24 protein-coding genes are annotated in these 19986 nt (G+C 50.7%); 18 read left to right on the forward strand and 6 right to left on the reverse strand.

Features of this window, described 5'->3' with window-relative positions:
* Window positions 1–29: 29 nt before the first annotated feature.
* From M975_RS21090 to M975_RS21115, 6 genes are all read left to right on the forward strand, one after another.
* On the forward strand, window positions 30–227 hold the full coding sequence (locus M975_RS21090; protein WP_064561822.1) for a DUF2065 domain-containing protein: 198 nt from the start codon (window positions 30–32) through the stop codon (window positions 225–227).
* Between the two features lie 102 nt (window positions 228–329).
* The gene (locus tag M975_RS21095; RefSeq protein ID WP_064561823.1) at window positions 330–1628 is read left to right on the forward strand and encodes an adenylosuccinate synthase; all 1299 of its coding nucleotides are present in this window, start codon (window positions 330–332) and stop codon (window positions 1626–1628) included.
* 350 nt (window positions 1629–1978) lie between these two features.
* Window positions 1979–2404, forward strand: a complete 426-nt coding sequence (gene nsrR / locus M975_RS21100; protein ID WP_034461180.1) for a nitric oxide-sensing transcriptional repressor NsrR — start codon at window positions 1979–1981, stop codon at window positions 2402–2404.
* Window positions 2405–2443: 39 nt separating this feature from the next.
* Window positions 2444–4921, forward strand: a complete 2478-nt coding sequence (rnr, locus tag M975_RS21105; RefSeq protein ID WP_064561824.1) for a ribonuclease R — start codon at window positions 2444–2446, stop codon at window positions 4919–4921.
* 122 nt (window positions 4922–5043) lie between these two features.
* Window positions 5044–5775: a 23S rRNA (guanosine(2251)-2'-O)-methyltransferase RlmB gene (gene rlmB, locus M975_RS21110; protein WP_064515697.1), complete on the forward strand. Its 732-nt coding sequence runs from the start codon at window positions 5044–5046 to the stop codon at window positions 5773–5775.
* A gap of 103 nt (window positions 5776–5878) precedes the next feature.
* Window positions 5879–7513 carry an isovaleryl-CoA dehydrogenase gene (locus tag M975_RS21115; protein ID WP_064561825.1) on the forward strand — a complete coding sequence of 545 codons (1635 nt, stop codon included), beginning with the start codon at window positions 5879–5881 and terminating at the stop codon, window positions 7511–7513.
* A 50-nt stretch (window positions 7514–7563) separates the two neighbouring features.
* Here M975_RS21115 and M975_RS21120 read toward each other — a convergent pair whose 3' ends face one another.
* Window positions 7564–7839, reverse strand: a complete 276-nt coding sequence (locus M975_RS21120; RefSeq protein ID WP_064561826.1) for a YdgH/BhsA/McbA family protein — start codon at window positions 7837–7839, stop codon at window positions 7564–7566.
* Window positions 7840–7991: 152 nt separating this feature from the next.
* Window positions 7992–8321 (reverse strand): biofilm peroxide resistance protein BsmA, encoded by a 330-nt coding sequence (gene bsmA / locus M975_RS21125; RefSeq protein WP_064561827.1) that lies wholly within the window; start codon window positions 8319–8321, stop codon window positions 7992–7994.
* A gap of 194 nt (window positions 8322–8515) precedes the next feature.
* Between bsmA and yjfP the strand changes: the two genes are divergently transcribed.
* Entirely contained in the window at window positions 8516–9241 is a 726-nt protein-coding gene (gene yjfP, locus M975_RS21130) for an esterase (protein ID WP_064561828.1), read from the forward strand.
* On the opposite strand, the gene ulaR is transcribed toward yjfP, so the two are convergent.
* Together ulaR and ulaG are read right to left on the reverse strand one after the other, a co-directional pair.
* Window positions 9242–9997: an HTH-type transcriptional regulator UlaR gene (gene ulaR, locus M975_RS21135; protein WP_064561829.1), complete on the reverse strand. Its 756-nt coding sequence runs from the start codon at window positions 9995–9997 to the stop codon at window positions 9242–9244. It abuts the gene before it with no gap.
* A gap of 95 nt (window positions 9998–10092) precedes the next feature.
* Complete coding sequence (ulaG, locus tag M975_RS21140) at window positions 10093–11157, reverse strand: L-ascorbate 6-phosphate lactonase (protein WP_064561830.1); 1065 nt, start codon at window positions 11155–11157, stop codon at window positions 10093–10095.
* 370 nt (window positions 11158–11527) lie between these two features.
* Between ulaG and ulaA the strand changes: the two genes are divergently transcribed.
* The 6 genes from ulaA to M975_RS21170 are packed head-to-tail and all read left to right on the forward strand — an operon-like array spanning window position 11528 to window position 15944.
* Window positions 11528–12925 (forward strand): PTS ascorbate transporter subunit IIC, encoded by a 1398-nt coding sequence (gene ulaA / locus M975_RS21145; protein WP_064561831.1) that lies wholly within the window; start codon window positions 11528–11530, stop codon window positions 12923–12925.
* Window positions 12926–12938: 13 nt separating this feature from the next.
* A complete protein-coding gene (gene ulaB, locus M975_RS21150) occupies window positions 12939–13244 on the forward strand; it encodes a PTS ascorbate transporter subunit IIB (RefSeq protein ID WP_064561832.1) in 306 nt (101 codons plus the stop codon).
* A gap of 9 nt (window positions 13245–13253) precedes the next feature.
* Window positions 13254–13712, forward strand: coding sequence for a PTS ascorbate transporter subunit IIA (gene ulaC / locus M975_RS21155; protein ID WP_064561833.1), 459 nt, complete (start codon window positions 13254–13256; stop codon window positions 13710–13712).
* Window positions 13713–13735: 23 nt separating this feature from the next.
* Entirely contained in the window at window positions 13736–14392 is a 657-nt protein-coding gene (locus M975_RS21160) for a 3-keto-L-gulonate-6-phosphate decarboxylase UlaD (protein ID WP_154152019.1), read from the forward strand.
* Window positions 14393–14401: 9 nt separating this feature from the next.
* Window positions 14402–15268 carry an L-ribulose-5-phosphate 3-epimerase gene (locus M975_RS21165; RefSeq protein ID WP_064561834.1) on the forward strand — a complete coding sequence of 289 codons (867 nt, stop codon included), beginning with the start codon at window positions 14402–14404 and terminating at the stop codon, window positions 15266–15268.
* Window positions 15255–15944, forward strand: a complete 690-nt coding sequence (locus M975_RS21170; protein ID WP_064561835.1) for an L-ribulose-5-phosphate 4-epimerase — start codon at window positions 15255–15257, stop codon at window positions 15942–15944. The genes M975_RS21165 and M975_RS21170 overlap by 14 nt, the downstream gene beginning before the upstream one ends.
* 200 nt (window positions 15945–16144) lie before the next feature.
* On the opposite strand, the gene M975_RS21175 is transcribed toward M975_RS21170, so the two are convergent.
* The gene (locus M975_RS21175; protein ID WP_064561836.1) at window positions 16145–16420 is read right to left on the reverse strand and encodes a YdgH/BhsA/McbA family protein; all 276 of its coding nucleotides are present in this window, start codon (window positions 16418–16420) and stop codon (window positions 16145–16147) included.
* Between the two features lie 359 nt (window positions 16421–16779).
* Between M975_RS21175 and rpsF the strand changes: the two genes are divergently transcribed.
* From rpsF to rplI, 4 genes are read left to right on the forward strand one after another with little or no spacing between them, the layout of a single operon-like run.
* Window positions 16780–17175, forward strand: a complete 396-nt coding sequence (rpsF, locus tag M975_RS21180; RefSeq protein ID WP_064515710.1) for a 30S ribosomal protein S6 — start codon at window positions 16780–16782, stop codon at window positions 17173–17175.
* Between the two features lie 6 nt (window positions 17176–17181).
* Window positions 17182–17499: a primosomal replication protein N gene (gene priB / locus M975_RS21185; protein ID WP_064561837.1), complete on the forward strand. Its 318-nt coding sequence runs from the start codon at window positions 17182–17184 to the stop codon at window positions 17497–17499.
* Between the two features lie 4 nt (window positions 17500–17503).
* Window positions 17504–17731, forward strand: a complete 228-nt coding sequence (rpsR, locus tag M975_RS21190; protein WP_002210155.1) for a 30S ribosomal protein S18 — start codon at window positions 17504–17506, stop codon at window positions 17729–17731.
* A gap of 39 nt (window positions 17732–17770) precedes the next feature.
* Complete coding sequence (rplI, locus tag M975_RS21195; protein WP_064561838.1) at window positions 17771–18223, forward strand: 50S ribosomal protein L9; 453 nt, start codon at window positions 17771–17773, stop codon at window positions 18221–18223.
* An 81-nt stretch (window positions 18224–18304) separates the two neighbouring features.
* Here rplI and M975_RS21200 read toward each other — a convergent pair whose 3' ends face one another.
* A complete protein-coding gene (locus tag M975_RS21200) occupies window positions 18305–18901 on the reverse strand; it encodes an OapA family protein (protein ID WP_157093417.1) in 597 nt (198 codons plus the stop codon).
* Between the two features lie 238 nt (window positions 18902–19139).
* Between M975_RS21200 and bamJ the strand changes: the two genes are divergently transcribed.
* Entirely contained in the window at window positions 19140–19760 is a 621-nt protein-coding gene (gene bamJ / locus M975_RS21205; protein WP_064515716.1) for a BamJ family beta-barrel-assembly machinery protein, read from the forward strand.
* Window positions 19761–19986 lie beyond the last annotated feature (226 nt).

The following is a 19986-nucleotide window of genomic DNA, read 5'->3' on the forward strand; positions in this document are numbered from 1 at the left end:
CTCTTTTTTTATTGGTGTTAGAGGACATTATGAATTCGATTATCTGGATGGCATTAGCGCTGGTTTTAGTGCTCGAAGGACTCGGCCCGATGCTTTATCCGCGAATGTGGCGCCGTATGATTGCAGCCTTAATCCAATTACCCGATAACACGCTGCGTCGTTTTGGTGGTGGACTAGTGGTTGCAGGGGTCGTTGTCTACTACATGTTGAGTCGAACCGGCGGATGAGCCGCATTGAGGTGGACGATTACCATTTTGTATACTAAAAGGGCTGATCATCGTGGAAACCGATGGTAGAATCCTTTTTTAAGCAAACGGTGATTTTGAAAAATGGGTAACAACGTCGTCGTACTGGGCACCCAATGGGGTGACGAAGGTAAAGGAAAGATCGTAGATCTTCTGACTGAACGGGCTAAATATGTTGTGCGCTACCAGGGCGGTCACAACGCAGGCCATACTCTCGTAATCAACGGTGAAAAAACCGTTCTTCATCTTATTCCATCAGGTATTCTGCGTGATAACGTTACCAGCATCATCGGTAATGGCGTTGTGCTGTCTCCTGCTGCACTGATGAAAGAGATGAAAGAGCTGGAAGACCGTGGGATTCCGGTACGTGAGCGCCTGCTGTTATCTGAAGCATGTCCGCTGATCCTTGATTATCACGTAGCGCTGGATGTGGCTCGTGAGAAAGCGCGCGGTGCTAAAGCTATCGGTACTACCGGTCGTGGTATTGGGCCTGCATATGAAGACAAAGTGGCCCGTCGTGGCCTGCGCGTTGGCGACCTGTTCGACAAAGCCACCTTTGCCGACAAACTGAAAGAAGTTCTGGAATACCATAACTTCCAACTGGTTAACTTCTACAAAGTTGAAGCGGTTGATTACCAGAAAGTTCTGGACGATGTCATGGCAGTTGCTGACATTCTGACTAGCATGGTAGTTGATGTGTCCGATCTGCTGGATGGCGCACGTAAGCGCGGCGACTTCATCATGTTCGAAGGTGCTCAAGGCACACTGCTGGACATCGATCACGGTACCTATCCGTACGTGACCTCTTCCAACACCACCGCGGGTGGCGTGGCAACAGGTTCCGGCATTGGTCCACGTTATGTTGATTACGTTCTGGGTATTATCAAAGCGTACTCTACTCGCGTTGGCGCAGGTCCGTTCCCAACTGAACTGTTTGATGACATCGGCGAGTTCCTGTGCAAACAAGGTAACGAGTTCGGTGCAACTACCGGTCGTCGCCGTCGTACAGGCTGGCTGGACATCGTTGCTGTGCGTCGTGCAGTGCAGATTAACTCCCTGTCAGGTTTCTGCCTGACCAAGCTCGACGTTCTGGACGGCTTGAAAGAAGTTAAACTGTGCGTAGGCTACCGTATGCCAGATGGCCGTGAAGTGACTACCACTCCAATGGCTGCTGACGATTGGGAAGGTATCGAGCCAATCTACGAAACCATGCCAGGCTGGTCAGAAACCACCTTTGGCGTGAAAGAGCGTAGTGGCTTGCCACAAGCCGCGCTGGATTACATCAAGCGTATTGAAGAACTGACTGAAGTACCAGTAGACATTATTTCTACCGGTCCAGACCGTTCTGAAACCATGATTCTGCGCGATCCGTTCGACGCATAAGCATGTGATGGGGCGTGCTTAGCGCGCCCCAACTGTTTTATCCTGCCCGTTTTATCTACCTTCCCCTTTAAATAAATTAGCTGGCAACCATATGGCTGGTTTATCATCAATCTATACCGTCATACTTCAAGTTGCAGAGGTGTTGGCTGCGTACACAAATCTGAATCACTGAGTTAAGTGAGTTCACCGAGATTTGCTCCCTTGTCGCGCTACTCGGCAGAGCCTCGCCCCGTTAGGGCCAGTGTAAGCACTGTTAAAAAGGTGAAGGCCTTTTGTCCTGCAACGAGAATTATTTGGTATAGAATTCGCTGAAATACGAACAGCGTTCCCCTCCCACCCAAGAGGTTGATGTGCAGTTAACGAGTTTTACTGATTACGGTTTACGTGCTTTGATTTACATGGCGTCTTTGCCCGAAGGGAAGATGACCAGCATTTCTGAAGTGACAGAAGTGTACGGCGTGTCGCGTAATCATATGGTGAAAATCATCAATCAACTTAGTCGCGCGGGCTATGTGACAGCTGTGCGCGGCAAAAACGGTGGCATTCGCCTCGGTAAGCCTGCGCAGACAATTCGCGTAGGCGATGTGGTGCGTGAGCTGGAACCGCTATCTTTGGTGAACTGTAGCAGTGAGTTTTGTCATATTACCCCCGCATGTCGCCTGAAACAGGCACTGGCCCAGGCGGTGCAAAGCTTTCTAACAGAGCTGGATAAGCACACGCTGGCTGATTTGGTGGACCAAAACCAACCGCTCTACAAATTATTGCTGGTGGAATAAATCACGATTTCCTCAGCAAATGACAACGGAGGAACCGCAATGTCAAAAGATCCTTTTCAGGAACGAGAAGCCGAAAAATACGAAAACCCGATCCCAAGCCGGGAGTTTATTCTCGCTCATCTCTCCAAACGTGAAAAACCAGCCAATCGTGACGAACTGGCTGAAGAACTGAATATTACCGGTGAAGAACAACTTGAAGCGCTGCGTCGCCGTCTGCGAGCCATGGAACGTGATGGACAGTTGGTCTTTACTCGGCGTCAGTGCTACGCCTTACCAGAACGCCTTGATTTGCTAAAAGGCAAAGTCATTGGCCACCGCGATGGCTTTGGCTTCCTGCGCGTAGAAGGTCGTAAAGACGATCTCTACCTTTCATCTGAACAGATGAAAATGTGCATGCATGGTGACATCGTGTTGGCACAGCCACTGGGTGCCGACCGTAAAGGCCGTCGCGAAGCGCGTATTGTTCGCGTGCTGGAGCCAAGAACCGGGCAAATTGTTGGCCGCTACTTTACTGATGCAGGTATCAGTTTTGTGGTACCAGACGACAGCCGTCTGAGCTTCGACATCCTTATCCCACCAGAAGGGGTAATGGGCGCACGTATGGGCTTTGTGGTAGTGGTTGAACTGACCCAACGTCCAACTCGCCGCACCAAAGCTGTGGGTAAAATTGTTGAGCTTCTTGGCGACAACATGGGCACAGGCATGGCCGTTGATATGGCGCTGCGTACCCATGAAATCCCCTACATCTGGCCACCAGAAGTAGAAGCACAAGTTGCTTCTCTTAAAGAACAGGTGCCGGAAGAAGCCAAAGTAGGTCGCGTTGATTTGCGTGACCTGCCGCTCGTTACCATTGATGGTGAAGATGCGCGTGACTTTGATGACGCCGTATTCTGCGAGAAAAAACGTGGTGGCGGCTGGCGCTTATGGGTGGCAATTGCTGACGTGAGCTATTACGTGCGTCCACCAACGCCGCTGGATAACGAAGCGCGCAACCGTGGTACCTCAGTTTACTTCCCGTCGCAGGTTATTCCGATGCTGCCGGAAGTGCTGTCCAACGGTTTGTGTTCGCTTAACCCGCAGGTTGACCGTCTGTGTATGGTCTGCGAAATGACTATCTCTGCAACGGGTCGGCTGACTGGTTCGAAATTCTACGAAGCGGTAATGAGCTCCCATGCACGTCTGACCTACACCAAAGTGTGGCATATGTTGCAGGGTGATCAGGAGCTGCGCGAGCAGTATGCGCCGATAGTTAAGCACATCGAAGAGCTGCACAATCTGTATAAAGTGCTGGATGTTTCCCGTGCCGAGCGCGGTGGCATCTCATTCGAAAGTGAAGAGGCGAAGTTTATCTTCAATGCTGAACGCCGCATTGAGCGCGTTGAGCAGACTGTGCGTAACGATGCACACAAACTCATCGAAGAGTGCATGATACTTGCGAACATTGCAGCCGCTCGCTTTGTTGAAAAGCATAACGAACCGTCACTGTTCCGCGACCACGATCGTCCAACCAACGAAGCGATCACTTCATTCCGCTCGGTGTTGGCTGAACTGGGCCTGGAATTGCCTGGCGGGCAGAAACCTGAGCCGCGAGATTACGCAGAACTGCTGAACTCGATTGCCGATCGTCCGGATCATGAAATGCTGCAAACTATGCTGCTGCGTTCGATGAAACAGGCGGTTTACGATCCAGAAAACCGTGGGCACTTTGGCCTTGCGCTGCAATCTTATGCGCACTTTACTTCGCCGATTCGCCGTTATCCGGACTTGTTGTTACACCGTGCAATCAAGTATCTGCTGGCGAAAGAGCAGGGTCATAAGGGCAACAGCACCGAGTCTGGCGGCTGGCACTATGACATGGAAGAGATGCTGCAACTTGGCCAGCATTGTTCCATGGCTGAACGCCGTGCCGATGAAGCCACTCGCGATGTTGCTGACTGGCTGAAATGCGACTTTATGCAGGACCAGGTTGGTCAGACATTTAGTGGTATTATCGCCAGCGTCACCGGCTTCGGCTTCTTCGTTCGCCTGACGGATCTGTTCATCGACGGTCTGGTGCACGTTTCTACTCTTGATAACGACTACTACCGCTTTGACCAGGTTGGGCAACGCCTGATTGGTGAATCCGGTGGTCAGACTTATCGACTGGGTGACCGTGTAGAAGTGCGCGTTGAAGCAGTCCACATGGACGAGCGCAAGATTGATTTTGCTTTGCTCTCAAGTACTCGCGTACCTCGCGGTGCGGGTAAAACTGAGAAAGACAAAGCGAAAAGAGGCGCTAACAGCAACGGACCAAAACGTCGGCAGGGCGGTAAGCGCACTAACTTCGAGCCAGACAGCACTTTCCGTAAAGAGAAAGGGCCAACCAAGCCGAAGAAAGCGAAAGCTGACAAAAAAGTCGAGAAAGTCGAGAAAGTTGCTGAGCCGAAGGCGAAGAAACCAAAAACGCCATCGGACAAAACTCGGAAAATAGCCGCCGCCACGAAAGCCAAGCGTGCTGCAAAAAAACAACCGAGCTAACTAATAATACCTCTCACCCGAACCCGATCGGTTTTCTCCCTCTCCCAGGGGAGAGGGCCTGGGTGAGGGTGACCATATCAGCATTAACAACGGTGCATCAGCGCCTGAAATGAGTAACAGTAATGAGTGAAATGATTTACGGCATCCACGCCGTTCAGGCGCTACTTGATAACGCTCCCCAGCGTTTTCGTGAAGTCTTTATTCTGAAAGGCCGTGAAGACAAACGTCTGATGCCTTTAATTCACGCGCTGGAAGCCCAGGGTGTGCCTGTGCAGATGGCAAACCGCCAATGGCTGGATGAAAAATCTGAAGGCGCTGTGCACCAGGGCATTATTGCTCGCGTGAAGCCAGGCCGTCAGTATCAGGAAAATGATCTTCCGGATCTGCTTGCGAGCATCGACCAGCCGTTCTTGCTGATTCTCGATGGCGTTACCGATCCGCACAACCTCGGTGCCTGCCTGCGTAGCGCAGATGCTGCTGGCGTGCATGCGGTTATCGTACCGAAAGACCGCTCTGCGCAACTGAACGCGACTGCCAAGAAAGTGGCCTGTGGTGCCGCTGAGCACGTTCCGCTTATCAGTGTGACCAACCTCGCACGCACCATGCGTGTGTTGCAGGAAGCGAACGTGTGGATTGTCGGTACTGCGGGTGAAGCAGACCACACCTTGTTCCAGAGCAAAATGACCGGCCCAATGGCGCTGGTGATGGGCGCTGAAGGTGAAGGTATGCGTCGTCTGACGCGTGAGCATTGCGATGAGCTGATTAGCATCCCAATGGCCGGGACCGTTTCTTCATTGAACGTTTCCGTCGCGACCGGTATTTGCCTGTTCGAAGCGGTTCGTCAACGCAGTTAATCTTCAAAGGGGTGCATTCGCACCCCGCTTTGTGATCCCTCTCCATGCATAAGCGCCGTCACCGTCCATACTAATGGCATTGCCATTAATGGGAGGGAACACGATGCGCTGGCAAACTCATACCGTTTTTAACCAACCAATACCCCTCAACAACAGTAATCTTTTTCTCTCTGATATTTCGTTAACCGAGGCTGTCGCTCGTGAAGGTGCGGGTTGGGATGCAGAACTTCTGGCAAGTATTGGCCAGCAACTGGGTTCGGCTGAATCACTCGAACTCGGCCGCCTGGCGAATGCCCATCCTCCAGAATTACTGCGTTATGACTCCAGCGGTGAGCGGCTTGATGATGTGCGTTTTTATCCCGCCTGGCATTTGCTGATGCAGGGGTTGTGCGCCAATCGGGTACACAATTTGCCGTGGCAGGAAGATGCGCGCCAGGGCTCGTTTGTCGCCCGTGCTGCTCGCTTCGTTCAGCATGCACAGGTTGAAGCAGGCACGCTCTGCTCGATAACCATGACGTTTGGCGCGATTCCTTTACTGCAAAAACATCTGCCCAAAGAGTTTCACTCATGGCTCAAACCCATGCTCAGCGATCGCTACGATGCACATCTTGCGCCTGGGGCGCAAAAACGTGGTCTGCTGATTGGCATGGGGATGACCGAGAAACAAGGCGGTTCGGATGTGCTTAGCAACACCACACGCGCCGAACCTATCGACAAACGCGGCGCCGGCGAAATGTATCGTATCGTCGGTCACAAGTGGTTTTTCTCGGTGCCACAAAGCGATGCACATTTGATACTGGCGCAAGCGAAAGGTGGGCTTTCATGTTTCTTCCTGCCGCGATTTTTACCCGACGGGCAACGTAATCAGGTTCGGTTTGAGCGCCTTAAAGAGAAACTCGGCAACCGTTCTAACGCCAGCAGTGAAGTGGAGTTCTGTGATGCGACAGCCTGGCTTATTGGTGAAGAAGGCGAGGGGATTCGCTCAATTCTTAAAATGGGTGGCTACACGCGCTTTGACTGCGCGCTTGGCAGCCATGGTTTGATGCGCCGTGCGCTTTCCGTCGCGTTGTATCACGCCCATCAACGGCAGGCATTCGGCAAAACCCTTATCGATTTACCCATTATGCGCCAGGTTCTTGGGCGTATGGCTTTGCAACTTGAAGGCCAGACTGCGTTTGTGTTCCGTTTGGCCCGCGCCTGGGAATCACCTGGCAACCCGCATGAATTGGCGTATAGCCGCCTGTTTACCCCAGCCGCCAAGTTTAGTGTCTGCAAATCAGGAATACCGTTTGTGGCTGAAGCGATGGAAGTGCTTGGGGGAATCGGTTATTGCGAAGACAGCGACCTGCCACGTATTTACCGTGAAATGCCGGTGAACAGTATCTGGGAAGGTTCGGGCAATATCATGAGCCTCGATGTACTACGAGTTCTGGCAAAACAACCTGGTGCGATGGAGATGTTGCATGCTGAGTTTGACGAAGTGAAAGGGCAAAACCGGCATTTCGATCGCAGCTGGCGGCAGTTGCAACAGCGTTTGCAAAAACCACAAGAGGAGTGGGGTCGAGAACTCACCCGCTTACTTGCTCTGCTAGCGACAGGTACACAGGTCTTGAAGCATTTGTCTCCACCGTCAGGTGAAGCCTGGTGCCGTATGATGCTGGACTCGAGAGGGGAAAGTGTTTTACCGAATCAGGTATTGACTGACGTACTGCTGCGGGCGACGGGGCGCACAGGATAGAAACATAAAAGCCAGCGCCATAAGGGGGAGTAAAATGGCTGCTGGCTTAACTATGCATAAATAATGGCTTGTACACGCCAGCCTTCAGCAAGCTGGTTTTCCTGCATTTTGATGATGCGATAGTACGATGCACCATGTTCATCGGCTTTTAAGGCAATCACTTTTTCCACGTCCTGCACGCTACCGGCAATACCGTTTACGGAAATCATGCCGATTTCATTCAGACCCGTTACACAATCTGCGGCAACATCTTCAGCCGATTGTGCTGACGTTGTGATTAACCCTACCGACAATAACAGTGAGGTTAAGGCAAGCGATCGTTTCATAGTTAGCTCCTTTGTACTTACCCTAAATCAACAGGGCATTCCTTCGCGTAGGCGAACATCAGACCTGTCCGTTGGCTGAAGTTCATTGTGCATAACAAACGATCAATTGGCGCAAAGCTATGTAAATATCAATAAATAAGCGCAGCGCTGCATCACTTACGGTACAAAATTGCCTGGGCGTACCACTGGCCAGGTACCACAGTCTCATCGTTTAAAATGATGACGTAGTAATCCGCTTTGGCTGCAATAGCTTTCTCTTCTAACGCGCGTTCTGCGTCCATTGGAGAGCCACGCTCAAGTGCTGTCACCGTCCCTATCTTGGTTAAACCCTGCGTTTGAAAACGCTGGATTTCCTGAGGGGTTCCGGTTGCAGGCGGCGCTGGTTGTGGTGTCCCTTGCAGCACGCTACAGGCGCTGAGCGTGGTGGCAAGTAACAAAGCTGATAGCAATCGCATGATCGTTTCTCGTCTCTTAATAGCCATAGTGTAGCCCCGGTTTTTTCCTGAGAAGAGGGAATGTTCCCATTCTGTTAGCTTCCCCGCGCTTTTTAATCACTTTCGAATGAAAATCGCTAAGCAGATCTCATAGTGAAGAATAATCACTGCCCGTCAATGGCTTGCCTTGCCGAAGTTACTGGCATACAAATGAAGCCTCATCCTGATACGGAGCGAATCCAATGATAGAAATGTACACCGAACAGTTAGCAGGTATCGAAGTTCTGCATGCTGTCCCTGCCGGGAAAAAAGAGAGCACACTGCCGGTGGTTTTTTTCTATCACGGTTTTACCTCATCCAAACTGGTTTACAGCTACTTTGCGGTGGCGCTGGCACAGGCTGGAATGCGCGTGATTATGCCGGATGCTGAGCAGCATGGCGCGCGTTTCAATGGCGATGAAACATCACGCCTGTACCAATTCTGGTCGATTCTTAAAGACAACATTGATGAGTTTGCTGTGTTGCAGCAGGCTTTGTCAGAACGCTATCCTGTAGACGAGCAGCGTGTTGCCGTCGGCGGTGCTTCGATGGGAGGTATGACCGCTCTTGGAATTATGGCGCGTAACCCGCAAGTTCGCTGCGTGGCATGCCTGATGGGATCGGGATATTTTATGTCGCTCGGGCAAACTCTGTTTCCACCACGAGCGCAAGAGGCTGAATCACTCAATGCACTCGCCGAATATGACATCAGCCATCAGCTGGAAAGCATCGGTAACCGGCCACTTTTACTGTGGCACGGCGAGGAAGATGATGTTGTCCCGGCGGCTGAGACATGGCGTTTGCAGCAAGCGCTAGTTGAGAGGGGGCTGAATAAACAACTGACCTGCTTACGGGAACCAGGCGTCAAGCACCGCATTACGCCAACGGCACTGGATGCCGCCAGCCGCTTCTTTAGTGAGAACCTTTAATTACACCAGAATCACTTGCACACCCTGATCTTCAAGTTTTTTGACCACTTCAGGGTTTGCTTGCTTACCGGTAATCACTAAATCAATCTGCTCCGTGCGGCTAAAGAGCATGCCCGCGCGTTGCCCCACTTTTGAGCTATCGACCAATACTGCCAGCTTACCCACGACGCTCAGCATCTTTTGCTCTGCCATCGCCGTTAGCATATCCGTTTTATAAAGCCCTTCAGCTGTCAGCCCTTTGCCACTGGTAAACATCCAGTGCCCGGCATACAGCGAAGTCTCGTTTTCTTGCGGCCCAAGGGTAATGGAATGGCTTTTATTATATTGCCCGCCCATGATCACCACACTTTCATGATCTTCGTCGATAAGGTAATTCGCCAGCGGAAGATAGTTAGTAATGATCTGCACCGGTTTGCCACAGATCTGCTGGCCGAGTAAAAAAGCAGTCGATCCGCAGTTGATCACGACACTTTCCCCTTGTTTGACGAGCGCTGATGCAGCACTGGCAATACGGCTTTTCTCATCATGATTTTGCGCCAGATGAATGTTCATTGGCGTCCAGCGCAGGCGCTGCTGGCTAATGGCTTCGGCACCGTTACGGACTTTTTTCAGTCGGCCGTTCTCATCGAGCTTATTAATATCACGCCGTGCGGTCGCCGGAGAAATCGCCAGGCGTTCCATTACTTGTTCGACAGTCACAAACCCTGTTTGTTGAAGCAGTTCGAGTAGGATCTGGTGGCGTTGTGCTTCCGTCATGAATTTTTCCGATGAGAGATGATTTTTAAAGATGATATTTGAAATCGGATGAAATACCTAAAGGAAAAGCCGGATATTGACCCGGCTTCACAACATTACAAGAACGACTTAAACGGCAGATCCGGCTCATGAGTAAAGCAATCATCAAACCCACGTGGGTAGTGATATTCGAACTGATCTTTATCCAGCGGCCAGGTAAATTTGCCGCCAACCTGCCAGATAAATGGCTTAAAGCCATACTTCAGTCGATCTTTCTTCATATTCCATAGCACACGGATCTCTTGCGGATCGGCCTGGAAATTCGACCAGATATCATGATGGAACGGAATGACCACTTTGGTATTCAATGACTCCGCCATACGTAAAATATCGGCACTGGTCATTTTGTCGGTGATCCCGCGTGGGTTCTCGCCGTAAGAGCCGAGTGCGACATCAATCTGATGATCATTGCCATGTTTTGCGTAGTAGTTGGAATAGTGAGAATCGCCGCTGTGGTAAAGGTTGCCACCAGGGGTTTTGAACAGATAGTTGACTGCGCGTTTATCCATGCCATCAGGTAAGATACCCGCCGCTTTTTCGTCAGCAGGAAGCGTAATGAGTGCGGTACGATCGAATGCATCCAGCGCATGAATTTCAATGTCTTTCACTTTCACGACATCACCGGGTTTCATTACGATGCAACGCTCGCGCGGAACACCCCAGCCAATCCATAAATCAACGCAGGTCTGCGGCCCAATAAATGGCACATCATCGGCACAGTTCTGCATCACGGCGGCCGCCACGTTTACGTCGATATGATCGTTGTGATCGTGTGTTGAAAGTACCGCATCAATATTGCGAATAGCGAAAGGATCAAGCACGAACGGCGTGGTGCGCAGGTTGGGCTGCAATTTTTCCACCCCAGCCATGCGCTGCATCTGGTGGCCTTGTTTCATCAGCGGATTGCCATGACTTTGCTTACCGGTACCGCACCAGAAATCAACGCAGATATTCGCGCTACCCTGGGATTTCAACCAGATACCCGTACAGCCCAACCACCACATGGCGAAGGTTCCAGGGGCCACTACTTCCTGATCAATTTCTTCATTCAGCCAGCTACCCCATTCCGGGAAGGTGCTCAAAATCCAGGATTCACGGGTAATCGTCTCAACCTTACTCATCAGCCTTCTCCTTTCCATTTAGAATTTATAATCACAAACAATCAAATTATGATTGATATTGACATCAATTTTTTAAATTTAGAAGTGTTTTCTGACAGGTGATTTTGTGTGTTCCACCTTTAAACACTTATCAAATGAGGGTGTTGAAAGGGGTTTGTTTTCATATTTATATGTTTTTTATGGTTTATTTGTCTTTTCTGATTACCGGAAGTTAACCGCAATGTAATTGTGGAAAATAAATTGCGTACTTCCTCACAAATAATCATTTTCAATCTTATTGTGATTATTTTTGACAAATACAGTGAGGGCGAACATTACTTCCGCCTGTTTTGTGATCGAAACAGGGAGCGACTACCCTACGGAGAGCTTTATGGAGATCCTCTACAACGGCTTTATCATTTTCTTTAACCAGGTAATGACAAATGCCCCTTTGCTACTAGGGATTGTGACTTGTCTGGGCTATGTGCTTTTGCGCAAAAGCGTCAGCGTCATTATCAAAGGCACCATCAAAACGATTATCGGCTTTATGTTGCTGCAGGCCGGTTCCGGGATTTTGACCGGCACGTTTAAACCAGTTGTCGCGAAGATGTCCGAGGTTTATGGGATTAACGGCGCTATTTCAGATACTTATGCATCGATGATGGCGACGGTAGAAAGAATGGGCGATGCCTACAGTTGGGTGGGATACGCCGTGTTATTGGCTCTGGCACTCAATATTATTTATGTGTTGCTGCGGCGTATTACGGGGATCCGCACCATCATGCTGACTGGGCACATCATGTTCCAGCAAGCAGGCCTCATTGCAGTGTTCTTCTTTATCCTCGGCTACTCAATGTGGACGACCATCATCTGCACCGCGGTGTTGGTTTCCCTCTATTGGGGTATCACCTCCAACATGATGTTTAAACCGACACAAGCCGTGACGGAAAACAGCGGTTTTTCTATCGGCCACCAACAGCAATTCGCTTCGTGGATTGCCTACAAAATCGCGCCGTATCTGGGTAAAAAAGAGGAGAGCGTTGAAGACCTCAAATTACCGGGCTGGCTCAATATCTTCCACGACAACATCGTTTCCACCGCCATTGTTATGACGCTGTTTTTCGGTGTGATCCTCTGTTCATTCGGCATCGATGTCATGCAGGCGATGGCCGGTAAAACTCACTGGACTATCTACATTCTGCAAACCGGCTTCCAGTTCGCGGTGGCGATTTTCATCATCGTTCAGGGCGTGAGAATGTTCGTTGCGGAGCTGTCCGAAGCGTTTAACGGTATTTCACAGCGCTTAATTCCAGGGGCCGTTCTCGCCATCGACTGCGCAGCTATCTACAGCTTTGCACCAAACGCTGTGGTGTGGGGATTCATCTGGGGAACCATCGGGCAGTTGATTGCCGTCGGCATTCTTATCGCTCTCGGTTCTTCCATCATGATAATCCCGGGCTTTATCCCAATGTTCTTCTCTAACGCCACCATTGGCGTGTTTGCCAACCACTTTGGCGGCTGGCGTGCGGCGCTAAAAATCTGCCTGGTGATGGGCATGATTGAAATCTTTGGCTGTGTCTGGGCCATCAAACTCACCGGATTAAGCGCCTGGATGGGCATGGCTGACTGGTCGATTCTTGCACCGCCATTAATGCAAGGGCTGACGCTTGGCCTGTGGTTTATGGGGGTGGTTATCGTGATTGCATTGATTTACATGTTCTTCGCTGGGCGCACTCTTCGCGCCGAGGAAGATGCAGAAAAACATCTGGCAGAGTCATCTGCCCACTAAAAGGATCTGGATTATGACGGTACGAATTCTGGCGGTATGCGGTAACGGGCAGGGTAGTTCCATGATCATGAAAATGAAGGTGGATCAGTTCCTGACGCAGCAGGGCGTCAATCACTCAGTAAACAGCTGTGCGGTGGGTGAGTACAAAAGCGAACTGAGCGGTGCCGACGTCATTATCGCCTCAACGCACATTGCCGGTGAAATCACTGTGGCAGGCAATAAATATGTAGTGGGTGTGCGCAACATGCTTTCGGCTGCGGACTTTGGGCCAAAGCTGATGGAAGTGATTACTGCGCACTTCCCGCAGGATCTGAAATAGAGAGGCACCATGAAACTTCGTGACTCATTGGCTGATAACCACTCAATTTTACTTCAGGCGCAGGCGGAAACCTGGCAGGAGGCGGTCAAGCTGGGGGTTGACCTGCTGGTAAAAGCGGATGTTGTAGAGCCGCGCTATTACCAGGCGATTCTGGATGGCGTCGCACAACACGGACCTTACTTCGTGATTGCCCCTGGTCTTGCTATGCCACATGGCAGGCCAGAAGAAGGGGTAAAAAGTACCGGTTTCTCTCTGGTAACGCTGAAAACCCCGCTGGTGTTTAACCATGAAGATAACGACCCGGTGGATATTCTTATCACCATGGCCGCTGTTGATGCCACCACGCATCAGGAGGTCGGCATCATGCAGATCGTTAACCTATTTGAAGATGAAGCCAATTTTGATCGTTTACGCGCCTGTCGCACCGCGCAGGAAGTGTTGGATTTAATTGATCGCGCTACGGCGTAGGCCCACAGTTTAAGGAGCTTTTTATGTCTCATTCATTACCGATGCTGCAAGTTGCGCTAGATAACCAGACCCTATCAGATGCTTACAAAACTACGCGCCTGATCGCTGAAGAAGTCGACATTATTGAAGTAGGAACCATTCTTTGCGTGGGCGAAGGGGTGCGCGCGGTGCGTGACCTCAAAGCGCTCTATCCACATAAAATTGTACTGGCCGATGCCAAAATTGCGGATGCCGGGAAAATCCTCTCGCGGATGTGTTTCGAAGCGAATGCTGACTGGGTTACGGTGATTTGCTGCGCCGATATCAACACCACTAAAGGTGCGCTGGAAGTGGCCCGTGAATTTAACGGTGATGTGCAAATCGAGCTGACAGGTTTCTGGACGTGGGAACAAGCTCAGGAGTGGCGTGCTGCGGGTATCGAACAAGTGGTTTATCACCGTAGCCGCGATGCGCAAGCTGCGGGCGTTGCCTGGAGCGAAACTGATATTAGCGCAATCAAACGCCTGGCTAATATGGGCTTTAAAGTGACGGTTACGGGTGGTCTGGCGCTTGAAGATTTACCGCTGTTTAAAGGCATTCCGATTCATGTCTTTATCGCCGGGCGCAGCATCCGTGATGCAGCCTCGCCGGTAGACGCGGCTCGCCAGTTCAAACGTGCTATCGCCCAGCTTTGGGGATAAGGACTGCTCATGTTGAATAAGCAAGTGCCGCTGGGTATTTACGAAAAGGCGCTTCCTGCCGGAGAGTGCTGGCGGGAAAGGCTACAACTCGCTGCCAGTCTGGAGTTCGATTTTGTCGAGATGTCGATAGATGAAACTGATGAACGCCTGGCACGGCTTGACTGGAGTCGCGAACAGCGTTTTTCCCTGGTACAAGCCATTGCGGATACAGGAGTGCGCGTTCCTTCTATCTGCCTGAGTGCGCATCGCCGTTATCCACTAGGCAGTGAAGATGACGAAATTCGTAACCAAGGGCTGGAGATCATGCGTAAAGCCATCAAGTTTGCGCAAGATGTTGGCGTGCGCGTCATTCAGCTGGCGGGTTACGATGTCTATTACCAGCAAGCCAACGACGAAACCCGTCGCCGTTTCCGTGAAGGCCTGACCCAGGCTGTTGAAATGGCGAGCCGCGCCCAGGTCACTCTGGCAATGGAAATCATGGACTACCCGCTGATGAACTCCATCAGCAAAGCGATGGGTTACGCGCATTACCTGAATAACCCGTGGTTCCAGTTGTATCCGGACATCGGCAATTTATCCGCATGGGATAACGACGTGCAGATGGAACTGGAGGCAGGGCGCGGGCACATTGTGGCGGTTCACGTAAAAGACACTAAGCCCGGCGTGTTCAAAAATGTTCCCTTCGGTAGCGGTGTGGTAGCGTTTGAGGATTGCTTTGCGACCTTAAAACGCAGTGGCTACCGTGGCCCGTATTTGATTGAAATGTGGAGTGAAAAAGCAGTGGACCCGATTGCTGAAGTTATCGCTGCTCGTGATTGGGTGCTCGCTCGCATGGCAACTGCCGGTTTGCTGGAGGCTGATTATGCAGCAGCTTAAACAGCAGGTTTTTGAGGCGAATATGGCGCTTCCACGCCATGGGCTGGTGACCTTCACCTGGGGGAATGTCAGCGGTATCGACCGCGATCGGCAATGCATTGCGATTAAGCCAAGTGGCGTGGCCTATGAGCAGATGTCTGCTGACGACATGGTGATAGTCGATATGAACGGCGTGGTGATTGAAGGGAAGTACCGCCCTTCGTCTGATACCGCGACCCACCTCGCACTTTATAAGCAATATCCCGAACTCGGTGGCGTGGTTCATACCCATTCAACCCATGCCACCGCCTGGGCGCAGGCCGGGCTAAGTATTCCGGCGCTTGGCACGACGCATGCCGATTACTTTTTTGGTGATATTCGCTGCACTCGCGCATTAACTATCGACGAAGTGCAGGGCGAATATGAGCTAAATACCGGCAAAGTGATTATCGAAACCTTAGGTAGCCATCACCCTCTGCACACGCCCGGTGTCGTGGTTTATCAACATGGTCCGTTTGCATGGGGGAAAACAGCCGAAGACGCGGTGCATAACGCGGTGGTTATGGAGGAAGTGGCGCGAATGGCGTGGATTGCTCGCGGGATTAATCCGGCACTTAAACCCATCGACAGTTATTTGATGAACAAACACTTCCAGCGCAAACATGGCCCAAATGCTTATTACGGGCAGGGAAGATAAATACGCGAGATAATTGAAGTTATAGGGCGCATGGCTTTGGCCTTTTAAACCGTACTTGCGTGGGCTCCCACTCTCTTTAACTTACAGTATGAAGCGTATAAAAAAGCCCCCGCAAGCGGGGGCAAGTCAAACGTTGGCTTTCTATGTCGTTGTGGTATTCCTGGTGTTAACGCGTTACTTCATTGCCTCATTACATTCGGTTATCGATAGATGTCGGCACTGACTCGCATATTGCCGTTACTGCCGGGCTCTCTCATCAAAATACTGTGGTAGTACTTTGCATTGTGTTGGTCCGCGTCGTCCTGGATGGCGACTTCGGCCTCTTGTTCGGTGGCAAAGTTATGATTGATATAAATCACGCCTAAGCTCATAACATCGTCCATATTTTGTGCCTGACGGCCATCAATCTTGATTGCGGCAGTCGCATTTGAGCTAAGCAAAAGCGCCGCTACAAAGGCTAGAACTGTGGTTTTCATAATCCGCTCCACTACAACTTAATGTGTCAGCTGTGGTCGTCGCTCCTGTTAATAAATAGTGGCGGCCTATGACAATAAGTGTAAACCCTTAAGGTTGAATAAAAAGTGACCATTTCTGATGGTGTTGGTCAAAAATTTTAAGCTATCCAGGTCAAAGTGATACTTTTCACTGAGTTAGCGCATTGTTTGAATTTAGCCTTCATGCAAAAGAATTAATTTCCATATAACCTTGAGTTTGTTGGGCTCCGCTTGTATGATTACGCGTCAATTTTTCAGCCGCCTTTATAACCACGTTCCTTGCTTCCATGGGCCGCGGCTGACCCTGACAGGAGGCTGAATAATCCGTAAGGAGCAATTCGATGCGTCATTACGAAATCGTTTTTATGGTCCATCCTGACCAGAGCGAACAGGTTCCGGGTATGATCGAACGTTACACTACTGCAATCACTGCAGCAGAAGGTACGATCCACCGTCTGGAAGACTGGGGCCGCCGTCAACTGGCTTACCCGATCAACAAACTGCACAAAGCACACTACGTTCTGCTGAACGTTGAAGCTCCGCAGGAAGTGATCGATGAGCTGGAAACTAACTTCCGCTTCAACGACGCCGTTATCCGTAGCATGGTTATGCGTACTAAGCACGCTGTAACCGAAGCTTCACCAATGGTTAAAGCTAAAGACGAACGTCGTGATCGTCGCGATGACTTCGCTAGCGAAACTGCTGATGATGCGGATGCTGGGGATTCTGAAGAGTAATTTCCAATGACGGTCAACCGCCTGGTGTTATCTGGCACAGTGTGCAAGACGCCCCTTCGCAAGGTTAGCCCGTCAGGAATTCCTCATTGCCAGTTCGTGCTTGAGCACCGTTCTGTGCAAAAGGAAGCCGGTTTAGATCGGCAGGCGTGGTGTCGTATGCCAGTTATTATTAGCGGGCACGCACACTCAGCCATTACTCAAAGTATAACGGTCGGCACGGTACTCACAGTTCATGGTTTCATTAGTTGCCATCAGGCAAAAAATGGTCTGAACAAAGTGGTATTGCATGCCGAGCAGATTGATTTGATAGATTCTGGAGACTAGCCTAATGGCACGTTATTTCCGTCGTCGCAAGTTCTGCCGTTTCACCGCGGAAGGCGTTGTAGAGATTGATTATAAAGATATCGCTACACTGAAAAACTACATCACTGAAAGTGGTAAAATTGTCCCGAGCCGTATTACCGGTACTCGTGCAAAATACCAGCGTCAGTTGGCTCGCTGCATCAAGCGCGCTCGTTACCTTTCTTTGTTGCCATATACTGATCGTCATCAGTAATCGGCCACTGTCCATTAATGACTTTGAGAGGATAAGGTAATGCAAGTTATTCTGCTTGATAAAGTAGCAAACCTGGGTAGCCTGGGTGATCAGGTTAACGTTAAAGCGGGTTATGCTCGTAACTTCCTGGTACCACAGGGCAAAGCTGTTCCTGCTACCAAGAAAAACGTTGAATTCTTCGAAGCACGCCGTGCAGAACTGGAAGCTAAATTAGCTGACGTTCTGACTGCTGCTGAAGCTCGCGCTGCGAAGATCAACGCACTCGAAACTGTTACTATCGCGTCTAAAGCTGGCGACGAAGGTAAACTGTTCGGTTCCATTGGTACTCGCGACATCGCTGACGCTGTAACTGCAGCAGGCGTTGAAGTGGCTAAGAGCGAAGTTCGTTTACCGAACGGCGTTCTGCGTACCACTGGTGAGCACGAAGTGGACTTCCAGGTTCACAGCGATGTATTCGCTAAACTGACTGTAAACGTGGTTGCTGAAGCGTAATTTACGCGGACGTATATACGTTGAAACGCCGGCCTCGTGCCGGCGTTTTGCATTTCTGAAGCCGCTAAATCAGATCAACTGTTAGCGAGCCCGCACAAAACTGCCATCTGGCTGGCGAGTAAACAGCACCTGCTGATCGTTGCCAATATCAATCGTCAGCCCCGTCACTACGCCACTCGCATTCTGGCGAATCTGCACCATCTGCCCGGTTTGCAAAGTACTCAGGGGTTTGTTGCTGCCTTCTACTTGTGCCATAGAATAAACATCCGCTGGCGGTAAATTATGATCGCGGAACAGCTGCGCCATGGTTTGCCCTGACTCTACACGGTACGAGCGCCATTGCTGGTCAATATCGTTATTCTCATGCGGCACAGGCGCTTGCGTTTCGGCCTGGGGTTGTTCCTCAACACGTGTCGGCTCAACGGGAACGGAGTTAGCTGGCGGGTTGACTAAGTGGGCACGAATTGGGGATTGTGACTCGATAGAAAGCTGTGCGTCGCGCGTGAGTGGGCGCGTAGGCTCATCGGCTGAAGGCCACAGAAAACCAAGCACGATCACGAATGCCGCAATGATAATGCCACGGCGGTGCATGGCTGGCAGCGGGTCCATTAGCCGGAAATTATCGGGTGCATGCCAAATCCGCGCAAGCCAGGGTTTAATAGCGAATCGCATCGACAACACTCCTCATTTCCACACTATGTGCTCTGTTCATTTACCCACTCCATTATAGAACGCTAACTGTTTGATGCATTGAACAATCCCGCTTTACGTGACGCTCAGCCCCAATTTAGCATTCAATTAAACCATTGTTCCTGTTTCCTCAGCATTTGTCACCTTTGCCGCTTTTGCATTTTACCCGCCAGGATGACGCTGCTATGCTGCGGGCTTGCTTTTTAATACCATTAAAGGAAATCCCATGACGACCCCTTCTTTTGACAGCGTCGAAGCGCAAGCAAGTTACGGTATTGGTTTACAGGTAGGTCAACAACTGAGTGAATCTGGTCTGCAAGGCCTGCTGCCAGAAGCACTGGTAGCGGGTCTGCGTGATGCGCTGGAAGGGAATGCCCCGGCAGTTCCGGTTGATGTGGTTCATCGCGCACTGCGTGAAGTTCACGAACGCGCCGACGCCGTTCGCCAGGAACGCCAGAAAGAACTGGCTGTTGAAGGCGTGAAATTCCTCGAAGAAAACCTTAAGAAAGACGGCGTGAACAGCACCGAAACGGGTCTGCAATTCCGCGTTCTGACTCAAGGTACTGGTCCAATCCCAGCGCGTAAAGATCACGTTCGCGTGCACTATACCGGTAAACTGGTTGATGGCACCGTGTTCGACAGCTCAGTACAACGTGGCGAGCCAGCTGAATTCCCGGTAAGCGGCGTTATCGCTGGCTGGATTGAAGCTCTGACTCTGATGCCAGTTGGCTCAAAGTGGGAACTGACTATCCCTCATAACCTGGCTTACGGTGAGCGTGGCGCGGGTGCGTCAATTCCTCCGTACAGCACTCTGGTCTTTGAAGTTGAACTGCTGGAAATTCTGTAAGCGTTCAAACGACCCCGCTCAGGCGGGGTTTTTATTTGGCTGTTAACAAATAGAACGTGATTTTATCTGGTTAACGCTCTGTTCCTGAGTTTTTATGTGAGGTTTCTCACCTTTTAGTAGTGATTCTGCACTCAAAACAAACATTAAATTAACAAATAATTTCATTCTTAGTATTCAACCCGCCAATTCTTCCCTACTATCTGTGAGTTCCCCGGAACAACAACAT

This window comes from Buttiauxella brennerae ATCC 51605, from assembly GCF_001654925.1.
In the GTDB taxonomy this organism is placed as follows: domain Bacteria; phylum Pseudomonadota; class Gammaproteobacteria; order Enterobacterales; family Enterobacteriaceae; genus Buttiauxella; species Buttiauxella brennerae.